At 38.5% G+C, this 18,992-nt stretch carries 20 protein-coding genes and 1 riboswitch; of the genes, 1 reads left to right on the top strand and 19 read right to left on the bottom strand.

From position 1 onward, the window contains the following. Nucleotides 1–4: 4 nt before the first annotated feature. The 13 genes from AC4BC7_RS12470 to AC4BC7_RS12410 form a co-directional block, all read right to left on the bottom strand. Entirely contained in the window at nucleotides 5–472 is a 468-nt protein-coding gene (locus AC4BC7_RS12470) for a CtsR family transcriptional regulator (protein WP_207941971.1), read from the bottom strand. Nucleotides 473–602: 130 nt separating this feature from the next. Next, complete coding sequence (gene pknB, locus AC4BC7_RS12465) at nucleotides 603–2,822, bottom strand: Stk1 family PASTA domain-containing Ser/Thr kinase (RefSeq protein ID WP_207941970.1); 2,220 nt, start codon at nucleotides 2,820–2,822, stop codon at nucleotides 603–605. After that, nucleotides 2,819–3,559 (bottom strand): Stp1/IreP family PP2C-type Ser/Thr phosphatase, encoded by a 741-nt coding sequence (locus AC4BC7_RS12460; RefSeq protein WP_207941969.1) that lies wholly within the window; start codon nucleotides 3,557–3,559, stop codon nucleotides 2,819–2,821. Before AC4BC7_RS12460 ends, pknB begins: the two co-directional genes overlap by 4 nt. 13 nt (nucleotides 3,560–3,572) lie before the next feature. After that, entirely contained in the window at nucleotides 3,573–4,922 is a 1,350-nt protein-coding gene (rsmB, locus tag AC4BC7_RS12455) for a 16S rRNA (cytosine(967)-C(5))-methyltransferase RsmB (RefSeq protein WP_490503007.1), read from the bottom strand. A 1-nt stretch (nucleotide 4,923) separates the two neighbouring features. Further along, on the bottom strand, nucleotides 4,924–5,865 hold the full coding sequence (fmt, locus tag AC4BC7_RS12450; protein ID WP_207941967.1) for a methionyl-tRNA formyltransferase: 942 nt from the start codon (nucleotides 5,863–5,865) through the stop codon (nucleotides 4,924–4,926). Then, on the bottom strand, nucleotides 5,858–6,349 hold the full coding sequence (def, locus tag AC4BC7_RS12445; protein WP_207941966.1) for a peptide deformylase: 492 nt from the start codon (nucleotides 6,347–6,349) through the stop codon (nucleotides 5,858–5,860). Before def ends, fmt begins: the two co-directional genes overlap by 8 nt. 15 nt (nucleotides 6,350–6,364) lie before the next feature. Next, a complete protein-coding gene (priA, locus tag AC4BC7_RS12440) occupies nucleotides 6,365–8,725 on the bottom strand; it encodes a primosomal protein N' (RefSeq protein WP_243430691.1) in 2,361 nt (786 codons plus the stop codon). A 163-nt stretch (nucleotides 8,726–8,888) separates the two neighbouring features. Further along, nucleotides 8,889–9,194, bottom strand: a complete 306-nt coding sequence (gene rpoZ / locus AC4BC7_RS12435) for a DNA-directed RNA polymerase subunit omega (protein ID WP_207941964.1) — start codon at nucleotides 9,192–9,194, stop codon at nucleotides 8,889–8,891. 5 nt (nucleotides 9,195–9,199) lie between these two features. After that, nucleotides 9,200–9,814, bottom strand: a complete 615-nt coding sequence (gmk, locus tag AC4BC7_RS12430) for a guanylate kinase (protein ID WP_207941963.1) — start codon at nucleotides 9,812–9,814, stop codon at nucleotides 9,200–9,202. Between the two features lie 143 nt (nucleotides 9,815–9,957). Next, entirely contained in the window at nucleotides 9,958–10,839 is an 882-nt protein-coding gene (locus AC4BC7_RS12425) for a YicC/YloC family endoribonuclease (protein WP_490503006.1), read from the bottom strand. 15 nt (nucleotides 10,840–10,854) lie between these two features. Continuing rightward, nucleotides 10,855–11,073, bottom strand: coding sequence for a YdbC family protein (locus tag AC4BC7_RS12420; RefSeq protein WP_490503005.1), 219 nt, complete (start codon nucleotides 11,071–11,073; stop codon nucleotides 10,855–10,857). Between the two features lie 31 nt (nucleotides 11,074–11,104). Continuing rightward, nucleotides 11,105–12,778, bottom strand: a complete 1,674-nt coding sequence (locus AC4BC7_RS12415; protein WP_490503004.1) for a patatin-like phospholipase family protein — start codon at nucleotides 12,776–12,778, stop codon at nucleotides 11,105–11,107. An 18-nt stretch (nucleotides 12,779–12,796) separates the two neighbouring features. Beyond that, the gene (locus AC4BC7_RS12410; RefSeq protein WP_490503003.1) at nucleotides 12,797–13,510 is read right to left on the bottom strand and encodes a class A sortase; all 714 of its coding nucleotides are present in this window, start codon (nucleotides 13,508–13,510) and stop codon (nucleotides 12,797–12,799) included. Nucleotides 13,511–13,698: 188 nt separating this feature from the next. Between AC4BC7_RS12410 and AC4BC7_RS12405 the strand changes: the two genes are divergently transcribed. Next, nucleotides 13,699–14,487, top strand: a complete 789-nt coding sequence (locus tag AC4BC7_RS12405) for a hypothetical protein (RefSeq protein WP_490503002.1) — start codon at nucleotides 13,699–13,701, stop codon at nucleotides 14,485–14,487. Between the two features lie 301 nt (nucleotides 14,488–14,788). Here the strand turns inward: AC4BC7_RS12405 and thiD are convergent, their stop codons facing one another. The 6 genes from thiD to thiT are packed head-to-tail and all read right to left on the bottom strand — an operon-like array spanning nucleotide 14,789 to nucleotide 18,821. Next, nucleotides 14,789–15,628, bottom strand: coding sequence for a bifunctional hydroxymethylpyrimidine kinase/phosphomethylpyrimidine kinase (gene thiD / locus AC4BC7_RS12400; protein WP_207941957.1), 840 nt, complete (start codon nucleotides 15,626–15,628; stop codon nucleotides 14,789–14,791). Beyond that, a complete protein-coding gene (gene thiE / locus AC4BC7_RS12395) occupies nucleotides 15,629–16,249 on the bottom strand; it encodes a thiamine phosphate synthase (protein WP_490503001.1) in 621 nt (206 codons plus the stop codon). It abuts the gene before it with no gap. Beyond that, a complete protein-coding gene (gene thiM / locus AC4BC7_RS12390; RefSeq protein ID WP_490503000.1) occupies nucleotides 16,246–17,067 on the bottom strand; it encodes a hydroxyethylthiazole kinase in 822 nt (273 codons plus the stop codon). Before thiM ends, thiE begins: the two co-directional genes overlap by 4 nt. Beyond that, complete coding sequence (gene thiW, locus AC4BC7_RS12385; protein WP_243430689.1) at nucleotides 17,064–17,537, bottom strand: energy coupling factor transporter S component ThiW; 474 nt, start codon at nucleotides 17,535–17,537, stop codon at nucleotides 17,064–17,066. The genes thiM and thiW overlap by 4 nt, the downstream gene beginning before the upstream one ends. A 53-nt stretch (nucleotides 17,538–17,590) precedes the next feature. Next, nucleotides 17,591–18,238, bottom strand: coding sequence for a thiaminase II (gene tenA / locus AC4BC7_RS12380; RefSeq protein ID WP_207941953.1), 648 nt, complete (start codon nucleotides 18,236–18,238; stop codon nucleotides 17,591–17,593). Nucleotides 18,239–18,248: 10 nt separating this feature from the next. After that, nucleotides 18,249–18,821 (bottom strand): energy-coupled thiamine transporter ThiT, encoded by a 573-nt coding sequence (gene thiT / locus AC4BC7_RS12375; protein WP_207941952.1) that lies wholly within the window; start codon nucleotides 18,819–18,821, stop codon nucleotides 18,249–18,251. A 66-nt stretch (nucleotides 18,822–18,887) separates the two neighbouring features. Beyond that, nucleotides 18,888–18,989, bottom strand: a riboswitch (TPP riboswitch). Nucleotides 18,990–18,992: the final 3 nt, after the last annotated feature.

Here is an 18,992-nt window from a genome sequence, read left to right as displayed (position 1 = left end):
GCACTCACTCCTTATCTTCATAACTTAATCGTTCTAAAATCCCGTGCATAATTGACGCACGAATGATATTTTCTTCCGCTGATTTTCCTAAAACGGCTTTGCTAATTGTCGTCAGTAATAAATTACCTTCTCGTTTTGACAGAATACCTTCTTCGTATAACTTCTGAATAATTGATACCGCATCTTTTTCAGAGATTGTTTTATCAAATAATTGATTGACTTGTTCTAAAAAATGATGATAATTCGCAATTTGAATTTTCTCAATTCGAATATAGCCTCCACCACCACGTTTACTCTCAACCGCATACCCACGTTGAATAGTAAAGCGAGTATTGATGACATAATTGATTTGCGAAGGTACACAGTTAAATAAATCTGCCATCTCTGCACGACGAATTTCTATCATTTCACTTTCCTCAAGAATCTTCTTCAAATATGCTTCGATTAAATCAGAAGTATTTTGATGACCCATTTAAACGCGACCTCCCTTGACTAATATTGACCTTAATTATAGCGAATTTTCAGAAGTTTGAAAAGAAGAAGGACTCTAAAGAAAAAAGGATAAAACAAAAGTTTAAACTTTCGCTTTATCCTTGCCCTTATTATTCATCTGTGGATGTTTCGCCAGTTACATTTGAACTCTCAGAAGTTGTCGTCTCACTGCTTTCTGAGTCAGAGCTAGAAGAACCATCGTCTTCTTTCCCGCTAGAAATAATTAGATGAACTGTCTCGTCTTTTTCTACAGAGGTTCCTGCAGAAGGATCCATTGAGATTACCCGTCCTTTATCTACAGAATCACTATATTCTTCTGATGTGGATACAGAAAGGTCTTGGTTTTCTAATAAAGATTTTGCAGCCGATTCAGTCATATCTGTCACATCTGGTAAATCAATTGTTTCAGGTGGCTCTGGACCTTTACTAATTTCTAACGTAATGGTCACATCTCCTGGTGAAATATCTGAACCAGCTTCTGGTGATTGTTTGACAATAGTGCCTTCCTCATTGTTGCTATAGACTTCACTAATATGCACTGAGTTATTGCCTAAACCAGAAGCATCTAGTTCACTTCGGGCATTGGTTTCTGTGTAACCAATTAAGTTAGGCATCTTCACTGTTTCTGGCCCTTTACTGATTGTCAACGTAATCTCTGTTTCTCCAGGAATAATATCAGCATTGGCTTCTGGTGTTTGCTTGATAACTAGACCTGCACTCATGTCACTAAATTCTTCGACAATCGTTACTGAATTATTCCCTAGACCATAATTCGTCAACTCTGCACGAGCATCACGCTCTCCATAACCGTATAAATTCGGCATCATGACAGGTTCTGCTCCTTTGCTGACAGTTAATTCAACTTCTGTCTCTTTAGGAACAACTTCTTCACCTTCTGAAGGGGTTTGGTCCATAATTTCATTAGCAGGTGTATCATTATCATAAACTTCTTCGATTGTTATTTGACTCTCGTCAAAACCAAGTTCTTTTAATTCTGCAATCACTTTATCTTTTTCTTGGCCAACGTAATCTTTCATTGCTACTTTTTTACTACCGGTACTAATATATAAGAGTACTTCTTTAGTTCGTTTAATAACCGCGCCTTCTTCAGGATCAGTCTTCACTACATGATTTTCAGGAATTTGATTACTTGGAAATTCTTTGGTTTCTGTGGCTACTTCAATTCCGGCGTCATGCAATGTTTCCCGTGCAGCCGCTTCTGTTAAACCTGCGACTTCTGGAATAGTTACTTGATTGCGCCCACCGCCAAATACTAAGTAATAAGTCAAACCCGCTACTGCTAAAAAGAGTAAGAGAGGTAAAAGCAACCAGCGTTTTCTTCTCTTTTTCTTCACCGGTACTTGCGGCTCTGGTTCTGGTATTTCTTTTTTAGGAGTCGGCATTTCTTTAAATGAATCCGGCATCGGCGTGTCTTCTGAAATAGGTGTTAAAATTTTAGTTTCATCCAACATCGCATGTGGTTCCCATAATGGTTCATTTAAGCGCTCTGGAGAAAGAGCTGTTTCAATGTCACGACGCATTTCATCGGCTTCTTTGTAACGATCACTTTGTTCTTTCGCAGTGGCTTTTAAGACAATGTTTTCAAGTGATTGCGGGACTTCTTTATCGTAAATACGAATCGATGGAATTTCATCTTGAAAATGTTTTAAAGCAATGGTTACTGCTGATTCACCATCAAATGGCACTCGACCTGTCAACATTTCGTACAAAATGATTCCAATAGCATAAATATCGGATTGATTCGTTGCCATGCTACCACGTGCTTGTTCAGGTGATAAATAGTGGACAGAACCAAGCATCGTATTGGTTTGCGTAATCGATGTTTCTGATAAAGCAATCGCAATCCCAAAGTCCGCAATTTTAACCACACCATCTTCGTTAATCAAAATATTTTGTGGTTTTAAATCACGATGAATAATCCGATGTTGATGTGCCAAAGCAACAGCTGAAAGAATTTGTTGCATAATATCCACAATTTCTGGATATGGAATAGGGTAGCGGGTTTGGATATAACGTTTTAAATCCATGCCTTTAACATATTCCATGACTAAATACTGCATATTGTCTTCTTCGCCTACATCATAGACAGAAACAATGTTAGGATGTACAAGTTCGGTTGCAGCTAGTGCTTCTCGCTGAAAACGACGAATAGCATCAGTGTCTTCTCGAAAGTCGTAGCGTAGGACTTTAACGGCTACTTCTCGATCTAAAATCAAGTCACGCGCTAAATAAACATTTGCCATGCCACCGCTACCGATATTACCTAAAATTAAATAACGACCGCTTAGTTTTTTCCCCGTCTCAATCATTGACTGACACCTCCAAGGTCCATCAATAATACCGTGATATTATCTACGCCACCACGCTCATTTGCAGCATCAATTAAACGTTCAATTGCTTCATCTAAGCAAGCGCTTGTTGCAATATATTCATAAATCAATTCTTCGCTGACCATATTTGTTAAGCCATCCGAGCATAAAATTAAGTAATCATTGTCAGCGATAAAATGCGTGGCAACATCCACTTCCACGGTTCCCGGCATTCCTACTGAACGAGTAACTACATTTCGGCGAGGATGATTAGCAGCCATTTCCAGCGTAATTTCCCCTGATTTTACCAAGGCATTCACTAGGGAATGATCTTCCGTTAGTTGAATTAGCTCATTTTCACGTAATAAATATGTTCGACTATCCCCTACGTGTGCCAAGGTAAACTGATCGTCTAAAATGACAACTGCTTCCAATGTCGTTCCCATTCCACTTAATTCAGGTGTAGCTTGTCCTCGTTGATAAATCGTTTCATTTTCAGCTTGAATGTGCTGAATTAGCCACTGGGCAGCTTTTTCACTATCTGAAATATCTGAGGCTTGCCATTTAGCGCCTATCTCTTCTACTGTATCGTGGCTGGCAACATCCCCAGCTTGATGTCCACCCATGCCATCTGCTAATAATGCTAACGTATATCCTTTTTGATTGGTAAATACGGCAGCGTAATCTTGATTAGTATTACGCCTTTTTCCTACATCACTTTTATAACGAATCTCCATATTTTTCACCTCATCATTTTTTGCGTAAACAGCTGATAAAAAATCCATCTGTCATATACTGGTGCGGATAAATTGTCAGCATCTTGTTCTCAATACTTGGTTTTAACACATCATTCACTGGAATATCAACTAATGTGAATTCTGGATGCTTTTGTAAGAAACGATAAACGACTGCCTGATTTTCTTCTGGTGCAAATGTACACGTACTATAAACTAACAAACCATTAGATTTCAAGGTAGGGGCGACACTTTCTAAAATGGCCAATTGAATCTCAGGTAATTTTTCAAAATCAGCTGGTTTTTTATTGTATTTAATATCCGGTTTGCGACGCATTAGTCCTAGACCTGAACATGGAGCATCCACTAAAATACGGTCAAATGTTTCTGACGAAAATTCTTCGGCTACCTTGCGAGCATCTAATTCTAACGCACGTACTACATCGGCAACGTGAAGACGTTCTGCATTTTCTTCAATTAAAGCTACTTTATGACGATGGATATCTAATGAAGTCACCATCCCACCTTTTTGTGCTTCTAAAAAGGTAGCAATATGTGTCGTTTTTCCACCAGGAGCTGCACAAGCATCTAACACTTGGTGGTTTGCTTCGATTTGCAAGGCTGGTGCTACTAGCATGGAACTTTCATCTTGAACAGTTAACACGCCTTCTTTAAATAAACGACTCCCAGCAATAAAGCCTTTTTCTGCAATGATGCCATACGGTGAAACACTGCTGACTTTTGCCTCGATACCTTCTTCAATTAATACTTGAACCGCTTCTTGACGCGTCATTTTGCGAGTGTCCACCCGACAACTCACATGACTGGCTTCAAATAGAGATAAGCCTAACTGACGAGTACTTTCTTCGCCAATTTCTTTCACTAATTTTTCAACTAACCATTTAGGCATACTAATTTCTGTCGCTAAACGATCGATTGGGTCTTTAATCGTGGTTAATTCAGGTATTCCTTGACGTTGCACATTGCGTAAGACGCCATTTACAAATTTCCCAATTCCAATGTTCCCGCGCACTTTTGCAATTTCAACTGCTTCGTTTAAAACAGCATGACTGGGAACTTTGTCTAAATAAAGTAATTGATATAAAGAAAGCTGTAATAATAATTTCACCCAATCATCCACTTTTTTCGCTTTAGCAATAAACGGTTGTAGATAAAATGAAAGTAATAATTGACGACTAACTGTGCCATATACTAATTCAGTGAGTAAACGACTATCTTTTTCATTTAATTGACCTCTATTAATACTCTCACGCAATAATAAATTTGAATAAGCGCCCCCTTTTTGTACACGCTCTAATGCATCTAGCGCGACAAAACGGACGGTCTTTTTGACATTGTTTTTCATGTTACTTCACCTGTTGCCCAACTGCGACTTGTTGCCCACTACCATTTAAAAAAGCACTAATAAGTTGTTTGCCTTTGCCAGCTGGTTGTAACTCATTAATCGCTAATACTGTCTGCTTACCACAAGCAATCCAAAGCTCTTTTTTACTACGATGGATAATTGTTCCAGGTTCAGCCTCGGTTGTTTCATCCAAAGGGGTAACTGACCATAATTTCCAGCGTTGGTCTTCATACATTGTAAACGCAATGGGCCATGGACGCATACCACGAACTTGACAGTCAATTTCTGTGGCAGTTTTATGCCAATCAACAGCTTCTTGCTCACGAGTAATATTAGGTGAAAATGTCACTTGTTCTTCATCTTGCGGAATTGGTTTTAACGTTCCATCCAAAATTTTTGGTAAGGTCTCTAATAACAACTCTTTTCCCAATAAACTCAATTTATCAAACATCATTCCTACGTCATCTTGATGAGTGATTGGTAGACTAGCTTGAGAATAAATGCCACCTGCATCCATTTTTTTAATCATTTCCATAATCGTTACGCCAGTTTCTTTTTCACCATTCATAATCGAGTAATGCACAGGTGCACCTCCACGATATTTAGGCAGTAATGACGCATGGACATTAATTGCGCCATGAGTTGGAATTTGTAATAAACGTTCTGGTAAAAATTGACCAAAGGCTGCCGTAACAATCAAATCTGGTTGTAATTCATCAATTTTTTCCATTTCGGGTGAACCTGAAATTTTCTCAGGTTGTAAAACCGGAATAGCTAAACGGACAGCTGCTTCTTTTATAGGTGTGGGCGTAATGATTTTTTTACGTCCAACAGGGCGATCTGGTTGGGTAACTACTGCTACCACTTCATAGCCATGCTCCACAAGTCCTTCTAAGATTGGTACTGAAAATTGGGGGGTACCCATAAATACAATTTTAGTCATGGTCATGCTCCTCTACATAAGCTTCTAATTCTTCTTCGGGAATTCGATCAATCATCGTATCAATAAATAATTTACCGTTCAAATGGTCAATTTCATGTTGAAACGCACGCGCTAAATAGCCAAACGCTTGAACTTCCATTTCAATTCCTTCACGGTCATAATAACGGACAGTAACTTCTTCAGCACGTTCCACCGTTCCATACATATGCGGAATGCTTAAACAACCTTCAACATCGATATCGCTGCCTTTTGCTTCGACGATTTCTGGATTAATTAGTTCAAATAACTCACCCTCTTCAACTTCCACTACGGCTACTTGAATATTTTTACCAATTTGTGGGGCAGCAATCCCAATACCATCATGTGCTAACATTGTTTCATACATATCTTCTAGTAACTGCACTAATTCATCCGTCACCACCGTAATCGGTTCGCATGGCTGGCGGAGCTTTTCATCAGGGTTAATAATAATAGGATATCGCATAATTTCTCCTTTAGTTTAAATAAAATTAAGTGGTTCATTGTCAATTGATACATAAAGATTTTTACGCTGATCTTTTTGGCTTTCTTCCAAAATTTCACGCAACAAGCCTTGCAGCAAGGGTTCTCTTTTATATTTGATAATAAGTTGGTAATGGTAACGATTTTTCACTCGTGCCACACCACTAGGAATGGGGCCTAATAAAATACTTTGCGGACTCAATGTTTGTCTAACCTGTTGCGCAATTTGAAACATTTTTTTGGCAACCACTTGTTCTTCAGGATGGCTACAAGAAATTTTCACTGTAAAATAATACGGTGGATACCCGCTTTGATGACGCATTTGCATTTCTTTTTGATAGAATTGTTCGTAATCTTGGGCTTGCGCCAATACAATGGCATGATGGTCAGGATTGAAGGTCTGAATGATGACTTCTCCTGCTTTTTCGGCACGACCAGCACGACCACTCACTTGCGTTAACAATTGAAAGGTTCGCTCACTCGAACGAAAATCAGGTAAATTCAATGCTGTATCCGCATTTAACACACCCACCAATGTAATATTAGGAAAATCGAGCCCTTTGGCAATCATCTGTGTTCCTAGCAAGATATCTGCCTTTTGTTCTCCAAACGTTTGTAGTATCTTCTCATGAGCACCTTTGCGACGAGTCGTATCAACATCCATCCGGACGATACGTGCTTCTGGAAAAAGAGCTTGCAATTCTTCTTCAACTTTTTGTGTTCCCGTACCATAGTAGCGAATCTTATTACCACCACAATCCGGGCAACGATGTGGAATCGCTTCTTCATGTCCGCAATAATGGCAGCGCATCGTTTTCGTATCCATATGTAAAGTTAAAGAAATATCACAGTTCGGACAAGGCAGAACATACCCACAATCACGACACATAACAAAAGAAGAATATCCTCGACGATTTAATAACAAGACAATTTGTTCTTTTTTTGCTAAACGATCGGTAATTTTCTCTTGTAAAATTCGAGAAAACGTACTGGTATTTTTTTGCACAAATTCATCTTTTAAATCCACTACTTGCACGCTTGGCAATGTCGCATTTGGATTTGCTCGTTGACTCAAATGTAACAGGTGATAGACCTTTTTTTGTGCCCGAGCACGTGATTCCAAAGAAGGGGTGGCGCTACCTAAGATTACCGGACAGTGATGGTATTTCCCACGCCAAATGGCTAAATCACGCGCATGATACCGCGGAGCTTCCTCTTGCTTATAGGAAGCTTCATGTTCTTCATCAATAATAATCACACCGATATTTTCCAAAGGGGCAAAGATAGCTGAACGTGCTCCAACCACTACTTGCGCTTCTTTTCGTTCGATTTTACGCCATTCATCGTATTTCTCACCATAAGATAAGCCACTGTGTAAGACTGCTACAGCTTCGCCAAAACGACTCTTAAAACGTTCAACCATTTGAGGCGTCAACGCAATTTCTGGCACCAGCATCATCGCCGTTTTACCTTGAGCTAATAAAGAAGCTATAGTTTGCAAATAAACTTCTGTCTTCCCACTTCCAGTGATTCCTTCTAATAGGAAAACATCAGACTTCTCCTGCGTGGCTGAAGATAAAATCGTCTCTACGGCTTGTTGTTGCTCATTATTTAAAGCCAACGAATGGGTCTGTTCGAATGTGCGATGCTTGTAAGGATCTCGATAAGCTTCGACCTCTTCGAAGACTAACCAACCATTATCAACTCCTTGATTTAAAATCGAAGTTGTCAGTCCCTGTTCTTTATAAAACGAAATGGGTTGGGTTGGATGCTCTACCAATAATTCGACTAGCTGTTTTTGACGTTTCGCTGTTTTTTTGATGGTCTCTATCACGCTTGAAAGTCGGTCGGGATTAATCAAACTTTTCACATAACGAATGGTTTTTACTTTATTTTTATTTTTTACAACGTACTGAAGCTCAACAACATTTTCGGCACGTAATTTTTTGAATTGATTTAATAAGCCGAGTGATTCTACTTCTTGCCAAGCGAGTGATTCACTCTCTGAAAAATACGTATGAATCGGATGATTTCGGTCGATTAACACGAAATTTTTTTGATATTCTGCTTTCATAACACTAGGTAGCATCGTTTGAAAACAGGTAATTTTAAATGCAAAAGTGGTTTCTTTCATATAATCAGCTAATTGCAGTAATTCCTGATTTAACACTGGAGCTAAATCCAAGGTACGAATAATCGGTTTTAAGGTGGTTTCCGCTTCTGTATCTAATAACCCAGTCACAAACCCTTGAATATGACGATCCGAATTACCAAATGGTACCTCGACGCGCATGCCAACTTCAATGACTTCTGCTAGTTTATCTGGTACAAAATAAGTAAAGGGTTGATCTGTCTGCATTGTCGGTACATCGACAATGATTTCTGCTAGCAATGACCTCGTCCTCCCTTCATGGTTTCCTACATTTTACTAAACTTGACAAGTTTTGTCTGTAAAGCAAAAAAAATTTAACTTTTACAACCAAAAGGAGTCTGGAATATTTCTTTTCCAGACCCCACACTCATTATAATTTTTGTTCTTGGCGAATACGTGCTTCTAATTCTTTTTGTTCTTGTTCTTTTTGAGCACGACGTTCTTCTGCTTCCATTTTCAAACGTGCGCGTTTTACTTCTGGATGTGGATCACTGATAACTGTCTCAGCTTCGATTTCTTCTAATGCTTGACCCACGCTTTTTACTGAGTCAAAATTATCTAAGGTCGCTTGTGCGCCAGCGTCTAATTCATGCGCACGTTTACTAGCTAAAATAACTAATGAATATTTTGAATTCACACGATCCAACAATGAATCGATTGATGGTTTTAACATCATTATTTCTACAACTCCTCTAACATTTTTCTATATTTTCCAATTACGCGTTCTACGCGGAAGTGTTCGCTTGAAATGATATCTTTAATTCGTTGTACGGCTAAAGGAACTTCATCATTGACTACGGCATAATCATACAAGGCCATCATTTCAATTTCCTCACGAGCAATCCGCATACGTTCATCAATAACTTCGATTGAGTCAGTCCCACGTCCAGTAATTCTTGAACGTAATTCTGTTAAATCTGGTGGTGTTAAGAAAATAAACACTCCATCTGGCACTTTCTCTTTTACTTGTAAGGCACCTTGTACTTCGATTTCTAAGAAAACGTCTTTTCCTTCGTCTAGTGTTTTTTGCACATAAGACAATGGCGTACCATAATAATTTCCTACATATTCTGCATACTCTAGCATTTCACCAGCAGCAATTAGTTCTTCAAATTCTTCATGACTGCGGAAATAATAATCCACACCCTCTACTTCTCCGATACGTTTTTTACGTGTTGTCATTGAAATAGAATATTGAAAATCGTTATCTTCACTATCAAATATTGCTTTACGTACTGTTCCCTTACCAACGCCGGAAGGTCCAGATAATACGATTAATAATCCTCGCTCTGTCATATTGACGTCCTTTCACTGTTCGATTTGCTTAACGTCTATTTTGCACTTTTTTTCAACAACTTTCAAGAATTACTTTATTATAACGAGAATTTTATTAAAAAACTACTTAAATGCCCGTATAATCGAGTGATTTGACTATTCCCTTACTCCACATTTTGCACTTGCTCGCGAATTTTTTCAATAATTGTTTTCATTTGAACGACTGCATTTTTAATAACAATTGGACTTGATTTCGAACCAATGGTATTGACTTCCCGATTCATCTCTTGAATCAGAAAATCTAATTCACGACCCACTGGTTTGTCTGATTGAAGCATGGTTGCCATTGATGCTAGATGAATCGTCATTCGGTCTAATTCTTCATGAATATCGCCACGCTCCAATAAGATAGCCATTTCGGTCAACAAACGGTCTTGATCAATTGTGGCACCCAACCAATCCGTTAATTTCTTCTCAAATTTCTCTTTATAATCTGCTTCGTATACGTCAACGAATGCCGATAATTCCACAATTTTTTGTTGCAATGCGTGGCTATTTTCTGCTAAGATTTTTTGAATTCCAGCACCTTCCACTTCACGACTAGCATTGTTGGCTTCTGCAGCTTCTTTAATCGCAGCCAGTACTGAAACTTCTAAATCTTGGTCTTCTGTTTGCTTTTCTTGAATATCGATAAATTCTTGATGATTAATTAAACGTTTTAAAATGGATTTTGCAGGCAAGTCTGTATCAAAACGTGCGTGCGCTTCTGTTTGCATATTTGTGACTAATTCTTCCATTAAGTCCCAATGGATAGCCACTTCTTTATGGCTGTCACCTTTTTCTTTTAACGTGATATAAACTTCTACTCGTCCACGTTGTAAGGTTTCTTTAATCGTTTGACGAATTGCTTGTTCATAGATATTTAATTGACGCGGATTGCGTAATTGAATATCTAAAAAACGATGATTCACACTTTTTATCTCTACTTCAATTTGATAATGTTCTGACTCACACCGTGCTTTTCCAAAGCCTGTCATACTTTTCATTGCCAAAAAACTCCTTTACATTGATGTTAGGGTTTGTTTCAATGCCGCAAATTCTTCGTTGGATAACGTAACCCCTTTACCCATTTTTTCATGACCGGGGCTCCAATCACGCAAATCAAATTTTGGTGCTCGTCCATTCCAGCTCACCAAATTTAGTTCTTTTCGCCAACCTTTTGGATTTTCTGACAACACGGCGATTTCTTCAACGATTTCATAGGAAAACTCACTTGCCATTTCACATGCCTCTTTTCTAGGTTCATTTCTTTTATTGTAACGTATTTGTTGGATCGTGTACAAATTCTGTTGTCTCTAACAAATACACTAAAAACTTTGCTGTCACTAACATCACAGGTGCCAATGAAGCAATTTGTTGAGGAACTGCTTTGTTTTCTTTGATGATTTGATATAAATGGGACAGTTGATTTTTTTCAGATAATACAAAACGCTGTGTATGATACGTCGCTACCCATTCAGTAATGGATAAAGTCCCAATTACTAGCCGTTCCTGATTGAATGTCTGTTGCATTTTTTCTAAAAATAGTTCTTTAGTATAAACATGCGTGGCTTCTAAGCCAAAAAAGCGCCCAGCTAGCTCTACTAAAATCAGACCGCCTTGTTCAACGGGAGCTTTATGATGGTAAAGTTTACTCACTTTTTTCCAAAAATCCGGGCGTTTCATTAAAGTTAAATACAGTGGTTCATTTTGTAAATAACGCAAAAATGCTCGCCATTCTTTTTTCCACGCCGTAGCTAACGTAAAGGTATACCAATAACCGTTAAATTGTTCGAAAGCTTTCATCGTTTCCAAGTATCCTAAACGATAATTGCTTTCCGAACGATTGCTATCAAAGACCAAAAGATTGCCCAATGACCATGGCGAACAATAATTGACTACCGCTACTTCTTCTGGAATCGTCAGTTTTTTGGCAATTCCTGGACCTTTAATGTCCACACAAATACATTCTGTTGCGCCATGAGCTAAAGCAACATCTATCGGTAAATTATTACGATAACCGCCATCAACGTATTGTTCTTGATCGATTTCCATCGGGACCATGCCTGGATAAAAAGAAGCTGAGGCCGTTAACCATTTTAATTCCTCTAATCCATTTGTTATATCATAGTGATGAACAACTTCTTGTAGGGACGGAAAACGTGTCGTACAGACAAATAATGGGATTTGGCTTTGCTGCATTTTTTCTTCATCAAACGTTTGCATCAATAAATCTTGTAAAGGCTGTGAGCTGGCACCATTTTCCTTTAAAGCAGTGGTTGCTAAGGAACTAACTTGTTGAATCAGTTCTTTAAATGTTTGATTCGTCGCACACGCTTCAGGAAAAGCTAACACTTTGTCTGTACTAATAGTTAGCCACAATTCACGTGCTACTTCGACATCATCCATCAAAACTAAGGCCCCATTCAATGCACCAACGGATGTTCCTGTAATTAAATCTATCGGTATTCCTACACTTTTTAACGCTTGCCACACACCAATTTGGTAAGATCCTCGTGCGCCACCCCCACCTAAGACTAAAGCGGTGCGATAAGTAAAAACTTTTTTTAAGCCTTGCGCTGTTTGTTCATAGCCATTTGCGCACAACCATTGCGTCATCATTTCACCCAATTGCAACGGAACAACAAATTCTTCCACAAAGCGCTGACGTAAAAAAGTTTCAATTAATACTAAACTTTTTTTCCAAGAAAATTTTTCTATTGGCACATACAATAAATTACGCAAAATCGCTTGTTTGCTATCAAATTCTATTGCTAAAAAAAGATGTTCTGAACCAATTAATTGCCACGCTTGATTTTTTTTGGCTTGTTTTAAAAATGCTTCCCTCGCTACAGAATGAGAGGTATAAAAAGGGATAGCTAATTGACTTGTCGAAAAGGTTGTCGATTGCTTCAAATCAGATAAAAATAATTTTTCGCTATGCATTCTCTCTTCCTCCTAAAATCAATAGGCTTTTTTCTCCATTTGAAAGGCAGCGAGCATCGCTTCACTTCCTTGTTCTACTGCGGTGACTTCAGTCAATTCGCCTTGCACCATCCAACGTGTCACAGCACTTGCCTCACCACAAGTAATCAGTGTAACCAGTTTTTTATCAGGCACATCTTCAATTACCTCTACTTGAGTAGGATCGATACGCGTCGAAACAGTCACTTGATACGTATAAATATTTTCTAAATCCGTTAAATAAACGACATCACCGACTGCTACTTGATCCAAATGAGAAAATAATAAATCGGATTCTTCCAAGCGATGACTAGCTAAAGCATAATTTCCAGTTCCTAGCGTTTGATCGGGATGGAAGGTTCCTGCCCCATACCATAAACTTTCATTGTCTAATCCCTTAAAGATCGGTAAATTAATGCCTACACTGGGAATCGCCACGCCCGCAATAACGGGTAAATCCGTTTGCTGCAATTGCGCTTGTAACACTTTTTCTGTACTTACTGCTTCAACCGCTTCAAAATCAAAGCTAGTTTCCTTTGCTTCATTTGCTACGATTTTTTCACGTGAAACCTGCGAAATAGTATAGTCGCCACTCTTTTTTTCGATGAGGACATTTTTTATTTTGTTATTGAAAATTAGTGCTAATCCTAGCAGAATTAATAAGACAATCAGCAAATTAATGAACAAATTTTTTATTTTTGATTTTTTTTTCATCGCGATTCGCTCCATTCATTTTCTCTTCCCATCATATCACAGAACTTTTGTTGGATAAAAATCATAAAAGATTTTTTGCAAAACGCTCCATTTTGTAATCAATTTTTAAAGGAAAAGAAACAAGCTTTTTTAAACCCTTTATTGTAGAATATAGCTATGGCTTAACAACACAATGGGGGAGGTTGGACATGACGAATTTGGTTTACGTACATATTGATACAATTAGTAATGCGGTATTAACGCAAGGAATTACCATACAAGATTTTCATCAAGGGATTGTTCACCAACCCAAGAATTTATTACTCTTAAATCCATCAAGTGATTTAGGAGATTACGAATCACACACAGCCATGAAAGTGATTCGGGGGAACGAAGCCGTAGATAATTATTTTCGAACAATTGAAAAGATGCGCTTAGTAGAAGAAACCAAATGGATTGATTTTACCGATTTAGCAATGTTGAAAGAACTGACACCATTAGAAATTTCCGAATTGCTTTATTTCGGACATATGAAGACCCATTTACATTCACCATTTTTTTACAAATTACAAAATAACTTTGTCTATTTTGATTTAAAAGATAATATTGCACGCACATATTATCGTTATTTAGATGAATTTTATCGAATTCTAGCAAATAAATTGACGCAAATTGTTTTTGAAATTATGAATCAAAAACGTGGTCTCTTCAGAAAACCACAACCAATTGAAAAATTAAATGTCGACTTAGTGAAATCTTTACGTGAATTTATGCGAGAAGGTCTAGTTTTTTCATTTACGCAAGCCATTAAAACAGAAGATACCTTCCAGATTCCTATTTTTGTGGTTGAAGATACCCGTTTTCGGATAGCAACACCACCCTTTAAAGACGACGCATTAATTGGTCATTTATCGTATCATTTAACAACTAATGTTTGGCAATTAGATATTGATGAAGACCATCTCGCCTTTGCTTCATTATCAAGCACTCATTTTTAAATTATCCAAGTAGACTGTGACAGCTGTCGTAGTCTATTTTTTTATAAAGAGGAACCTCATAAAAACAGTACTAGAATTATTGATCTCAAAAAAAGATTTTCGCTTGAACCATTCGCTGCTACATCGATGAGTCATTCAGTCTTACAACAAGACAAGATGTATTATTGAACAAACGGATAATTGGGAATAAATAATCGCTATCTATGTAATGAATGAATACTTGAAAAAGGCTATCCTGCAACAGATGATACCGATTATTTACCATAACAATTGTCGAAAAAAAAAAACGCGAGCGAGACATTTAATATGTCTCATTCGCGTTTTCTTCTACTCGAACATCTTCGCTCAATTGTGCCCAATGATTGGTTGGACCATGACCATGACCAACAAAAATCCCTTCTTGAATAGCTCCTTGAATGAATTTTTTGGCAGTAATAATCGCTTCTTTGACGGTTGCTCCTTTTGCTAATTCAGCAACAATACAAGAAGAGAAAGTATCGCCTGTACCATGGGTATTTTTGGTAGCAATTCGTGGCGTACGTAACCAGAAACTAGTTTGATCTGCCAAAAGAACGTAGTCAGCAGACTCAATACCTTCTTTGTGTCCACCTTTCATCACAACATGTTGTACACCCAGTTGTTGTAAATCACGAGCGGCACGTTGCATATCGGCTTCTGTTTCAATCGCATAACCGACTAAAACTTCGGCTTCAGGTAAATTTGGTGTGACAATGGTTGCTAGTGGTAATAGTTCTTCTTTAATTAATTGAATCGCATCTTCTGTTAATAAAGGATGTCCTCCTTTAGCAATCATCACCGGATCGACAACTAATGGACCAAAATCATATGTTTTCAAATTTTTAATAACTGCGGCAACATGCTCGCTGTCGGCTAACATACCTGTTTTCGACGCTTTAATGGCAAAATCAGCAGCTAAAGAAGCAAACTGCGCATCAATGAATTCACAGGGGATGGGGTAACTTTCTTGTACCCCCAATGTATTTTGAGCGGTTAACGCAATGACAATGCTCATACCAAAAACTTGTCGCGCTTGAAAAGTTTTTAAATCAGCTTGAATACCTGCACCACCACCGGAATCTGAACCGGCAATCGTTACTACTTGCGGTGTGCTATTTTCCATTTATTTCCCCTCCCATTCTTGAATTTTTTTACGCATGTTTTGAACTTTTTCCGCAACAGATTCAGCCTTCATAATTTCGCTAACTACTGCTACACCAGCAATGTTAAGTCCATTAAAGCTTGACAATCGATCTTCAGTAATTCCTCCAATAGCTACTACTGGGATGGTAATTGCCTCGGTAATTTCTTGTAATGTTGCCAGCGAAGTTAAGGGCGTATCTTTGGTTTTTGTTGGAAAAATTGCACCTACTCCCAAATAGTCTGCCCCTTCTTGTTGCGCTTCTTGCGCACGGTCAATCGTTTTAGCTGAGACTCCTAACCACTTATTGCCAATGAGTTGACGAGTAATTGCTACAGGTAGTTCATCATCACCAATATGCACACCAGCCGCATCAACAGCTAAACAAATATCCACGCGGTCATTAATTATCAGAGGTACACTATAACGATCGGTAATCGCCTTGACTTGTTGCGCTAATTCATAAAATTCACGTGTAGAGAGTTTTTTTTCACGTAGCTGCACTAAAGTTACGCCATTTTGACACGCCTCTTCAATGATTTGTAGAAACTCTTCGGTATTGCCATAACGTTGTGTCACTAAATATAAAGCTAATTCCTTCATCGTTTTCTCCCCTTCACTTGTTGGCTCCAAGTAATATCTTGTGATAATAAGGACAATTGATTCAATGTTTCATGACGAAAATCCGCTAAGCCAACTGTTGGTACTAATTTTTCTTTCGCTCGTTCACCACAACAGTTCAAATAACTAACACCTAAAATAGTTGCTTCTACTGCCTCATAGCCCGCACCTAAAAATGCCGTAATTAGCGCACCGACTAAATCCCCTGTTCCAGTAAAGCAATCCAACTCTGGGACGCCATTTTCTAATAACCACACTTGCTCCCCTTTAACAACGATATCTTTTTTACCTGTTGCTAAATACGTAATCTCTGGGTCTTGCTGTTGCAAGGCTTGGATTAATTCGGTAATTGCTGTGTCTTCTTGATCAAACGCGCTGCCATCAACACCTCGGCCAGCAGAAGTTAAGCCACAAAATGCGCGCAACTCTGAAATATTGCCTTTTAACACACTTGGTTGTTGTTTAGCTAGTCGATGTGCTAAATCAAAGCGTAAAGGCGTCGCTGCCGCCCCAACGATATCAACCACTGCTTTTTTGGCTGATTTGTTGGCTAATTTGCTGGCTTCCACGAGTGCTTCTTCACGGGCAACTGACATTCTTCCCATATTTAATAATACGCCATCTGTGCTTTTAAATAAATCTGGAAATTCCCGAATGTCTTCTGCCATAATCGGTTTGGCACCAACAAACAATAAACCATTTGCTAGTAGTTCATTGGTAATTTCATTCGTAATACAATGAACCAAGGGCGCTTTTTTCAAAGGTAAATAGTGTGCGAGTATTGCTTGCCAATTTGTCATATCGAGACTCCTTTGTATAATCGTTGAATTTTTTGAATCACTGCAATCGTTTTGGCTTTTTGCCAAATGAGAAAGGCAATCACTGAACCAATACAAGCTGCACCGATAAAACGAGGGGTATACATCAACCAATAAAAATCACTGCTACTACCTGTGAACCAAACCATTACAGGATAAGACAATAATGAACCAATGATTCCTGTACCAATAATTTCTCCAACCATCGAAGAAACGACAGAAGGATACAAACGATAACCCAGCCCTGCAAAAAAAGCACCGAATACTGCCCCAGTAAGAGCCAACGGGGGAATTCCTAATAAAGTTATCCGAATCACACCACAGACAAATGCCATGATTGTCCCATAAAGCGGTCCTAATAATACACCTGCTAAGACATTCATCACACTCGACATAGGTGCCATACCTTCAATTCGAAACAGTGGTGATAACACAACATCTAACGCAATCATCATTGCTAGATACGTTAATTTCTGTAATTTTTGGTTTCCCATAATGGACTCCTTTATCTATTGAAATAATACGCCATATCCCAAAAAGCTTCTTCCATTTTGACACTTGTCACAAATGCTTCTATCATCTGATGGCGTTCGCTTGCTGTTGCTTTTTGATATAACTGATTCAATAATTCTTTTTCTTGAGCAACAATTGCCATACTTTCTGGTGTAATACAGGTTTCAATCCAACGCTGATACACTGGGTGTGGTGACCCCGAAGACAACGCTAAACCAATTTCTTGATACAACCAAGCACAAGGTAATAAACTTGCAAAAGCAACAGAAACAGAGTGCTGTAATTGCTGATGCATATGTGCAACATAACGTTTTGGGACCGTTGCAAGCGGCGTTTGTTGAACTTCTTGTTCCGTAATCTGCAATCGTTCAAAAAAAGTTTCGCGAATACTTATTTCGCCCGCTACTAAACGCTTCGCACCTTGTTCCATCATCATTTTTATTTGTGGAAGTTCTGTTTGTTGACCAATAGCTAGGTAAACGGATTGTAACGATTCCAAATAATAGCGATCTTGTAATAAATAATAACGAAAACAACTTTCCGATAATGTTCCTTGATGTAATTCCTGAATAAACGGGTGTGCCAAGCTATTTTCCCAGCTTCTCTGAGCAGCATCGCGGGCAATTGTTACAAAATCCATCAACTACTCCTTATCTCAAGGTATCTTTAGGAACGAAAATCGTTGGATTCATGCGATAAAGCACCAATAAAACAATTGTCGTCACAAGCGCCGTTGCCAAGCCACTAATGCCATTCATTACTAAAGAAAAGACGACTGGACTCATGCCCCATAACGCATACATTCCCCAAAAGACCCAACCAGCTACAAAATGCCAGAAGTATCGTGCCAAAGCTCCGATAAAGACTCCTGAAACAATTTGTTTGCGAGCAGTTATCGTATCTCCCGCAGCAATTGCTTTTTGTAATTTAGTTGCTGCAAGACCTGTTAAACCAGCAAAAGTAAAGGCAATAGGGTATTCGATTAAGACTTGAATGACACTTAAAAAGTAAACTTTGGCAGCTGGGAAGTGCAAAATCCCCCAAATGAACGCTGCTAATAAACCGGCTTTAGGACCACGTCGCAACGCATAAACGGCAATGGGAATTTGTCCGAGTGAAATAGAAAAACTTGAACCAATGTCTAAAGGAATAAATGATAAGACCATCGCTAAAGCGGCCAAAATAGTTCCTTCCACCCAAATTTTTGTTGTTGATGAACGCATAAAAAAACTCCTCCTTCAGAATCTTTACAATTCACAAAGGAGAAGTGGATGATATATCTAATGTACACTTCAACTCGTCACAATTCCTACGCTCGAATGATCGAAACAGGTACGGAGGGTTTAGAGTAAACTCAATCTCAGCCCAAATGGACTCCCCTTTGCGAGTAGATT

The sequence above is a fragment of the Enterococcus sp. AMC1623 genome, assembly GCF_058216495.1.
This window is presented reverse-complemented; position numbering and strand designations above follow the sequence as displayed.

Excerpts from the sequence above, each read along its gene's own strand:
- AC4BC7_RS12470 (WP_207941971.1), bottom strand. The coding sequence starts at position 472 with ATGGGTCATCAAAATACTTCTGATTTAATCGAAGCATATTTGAAGAAG.
- pknB (WP_207941970.1), bottom strand. The coding sequence starts at position 2,822 with ATGATTGAGACGGGGAAAAAACTAAGCGGTCGTTATTTAATTTTAGGT.
- AC4BC7_RS12460 (WP_207941969.1), bottom strand. The coding sequence starts at position 3,559 with ATGGAGATTCGTTATAAAAGTGATGTAGGAAAAAGGCGTAATACTAAT.
- rsmB (WP_490503007.1), bottom strand. The coding sequence starts at position 4,922 with ATGAAAAACAATGTCAAAAAGACCGTCCGTTTTGTCGCGCTAGATGCA.
- fmt (WP_207941967.1), bottom strand. The coding sequence starts at position 5,865 with ATGACTAAAATTGTATTTATGGGTACCCCCCAATTTTCAGTACCAATC.
- def (WP_207941966.1), bottom strand. The coding sequence starts at position 6,349 with ATGCGATATCCTATTATTATTAACCCTGATGAAAAGCTCCGCCAGCCA.
- priA (WP_243430691.1), bottom strand. The coding sequence starts at position 8,725 with ATGCAGACAGATCAACCCTTTACTTATTTTGTACCAGATAAACTAGCA.
- rpoZ (WP_207941964.1), bottom strand. The coding sequence starts at position 9,194 with ATGATGTTAAAACCATCAATCGATTCATTGTTGGATCGTGTGAATTCA.
- gmk (WP_207941963.1), bottom strand. The coding sequence starts at position 9,814 with ATGACAGAGCGAGGATTATTAATCGTATTATCTGGACCTTCCGGCGTT.
- AC4BC7_RS12425 (WP_490503006.1), bottom strand. The coding sequence starts at position 10,839 with ATGAAAAGTATGACAGGCTTTGGAAAAGCACGGTGTGAGTCAGAACAT.
- AC4BC7_RS12420 (WP_490503005.1), bottom strand. The coding sequence starts at position 11,073 with ATGGCAAGTGAGTTTTCCTATGAAATCGTTGAAGAAATCGCCGTGTTG.
- AC4BC7_RS12415 (WP_490503004.1), bottom strand. The coding sequence starts at position 12,778 with ATGCATAGCGAAAAATTATTTTTATCTGATTTGAAGCAATCGACAACC.
- AC4BC7_RS12410 (WP_490503003.1), bottom strand. The coding sequence starts at position 13,510 with ATGAAAAAAAAATCAAAAATAAAAAATTTGTTCATTAATTTGCTGATT.
- AC4BC7_RS12405 (WP_490503002.1), top strand. The coding sequence starts at position 13,699 with ATGACGAATTTGGTTTACGTACATATTGATACAATTAGTAATGCGGTA.
- thiD (WP_207941957.1), bottom strand. The coding sequence starts at position 15,628 with ATGGAAAATAGCACACCGCAAGTAGTAACGATTGCCGGTTCAGATTCC.
- thiE (WP_490503001.1), bottom strand. The coding sequence starts at position 16,249 with ATGAAGGAATTAGCTTTATATTTAGTGACACAACGTTATGGCAATACC.
- thiM (WP_490503000.1), bottom strand. The coding sequence starts at position 17,067 with ATGACAAATTGGCAAGCAATACTCGCACACTATTTACCTTTGAAAAAA.
- thiW (WP_243430689.1), bottom strand. The coding sequence starts at position 17,537 with ATGATTGCGTTAGATGTTGTGTTATCACCACTGTTTCGAATTGAAGGT.
- tenA (WP_207941953.1), bottom strand. The coding sequence starts at position 18,238 with ATGGATTTTGTAACAATTGCCCGCGATGCTGCTCAGAGAAGCTGGGAA.
- thiT (WP_207941952.1), bottom strand. The coding sequence starts at position 18,821 with ATGCGTTCATCAACAACAAAAATTTGGGTGGAAGGAACTATTTTGGCC.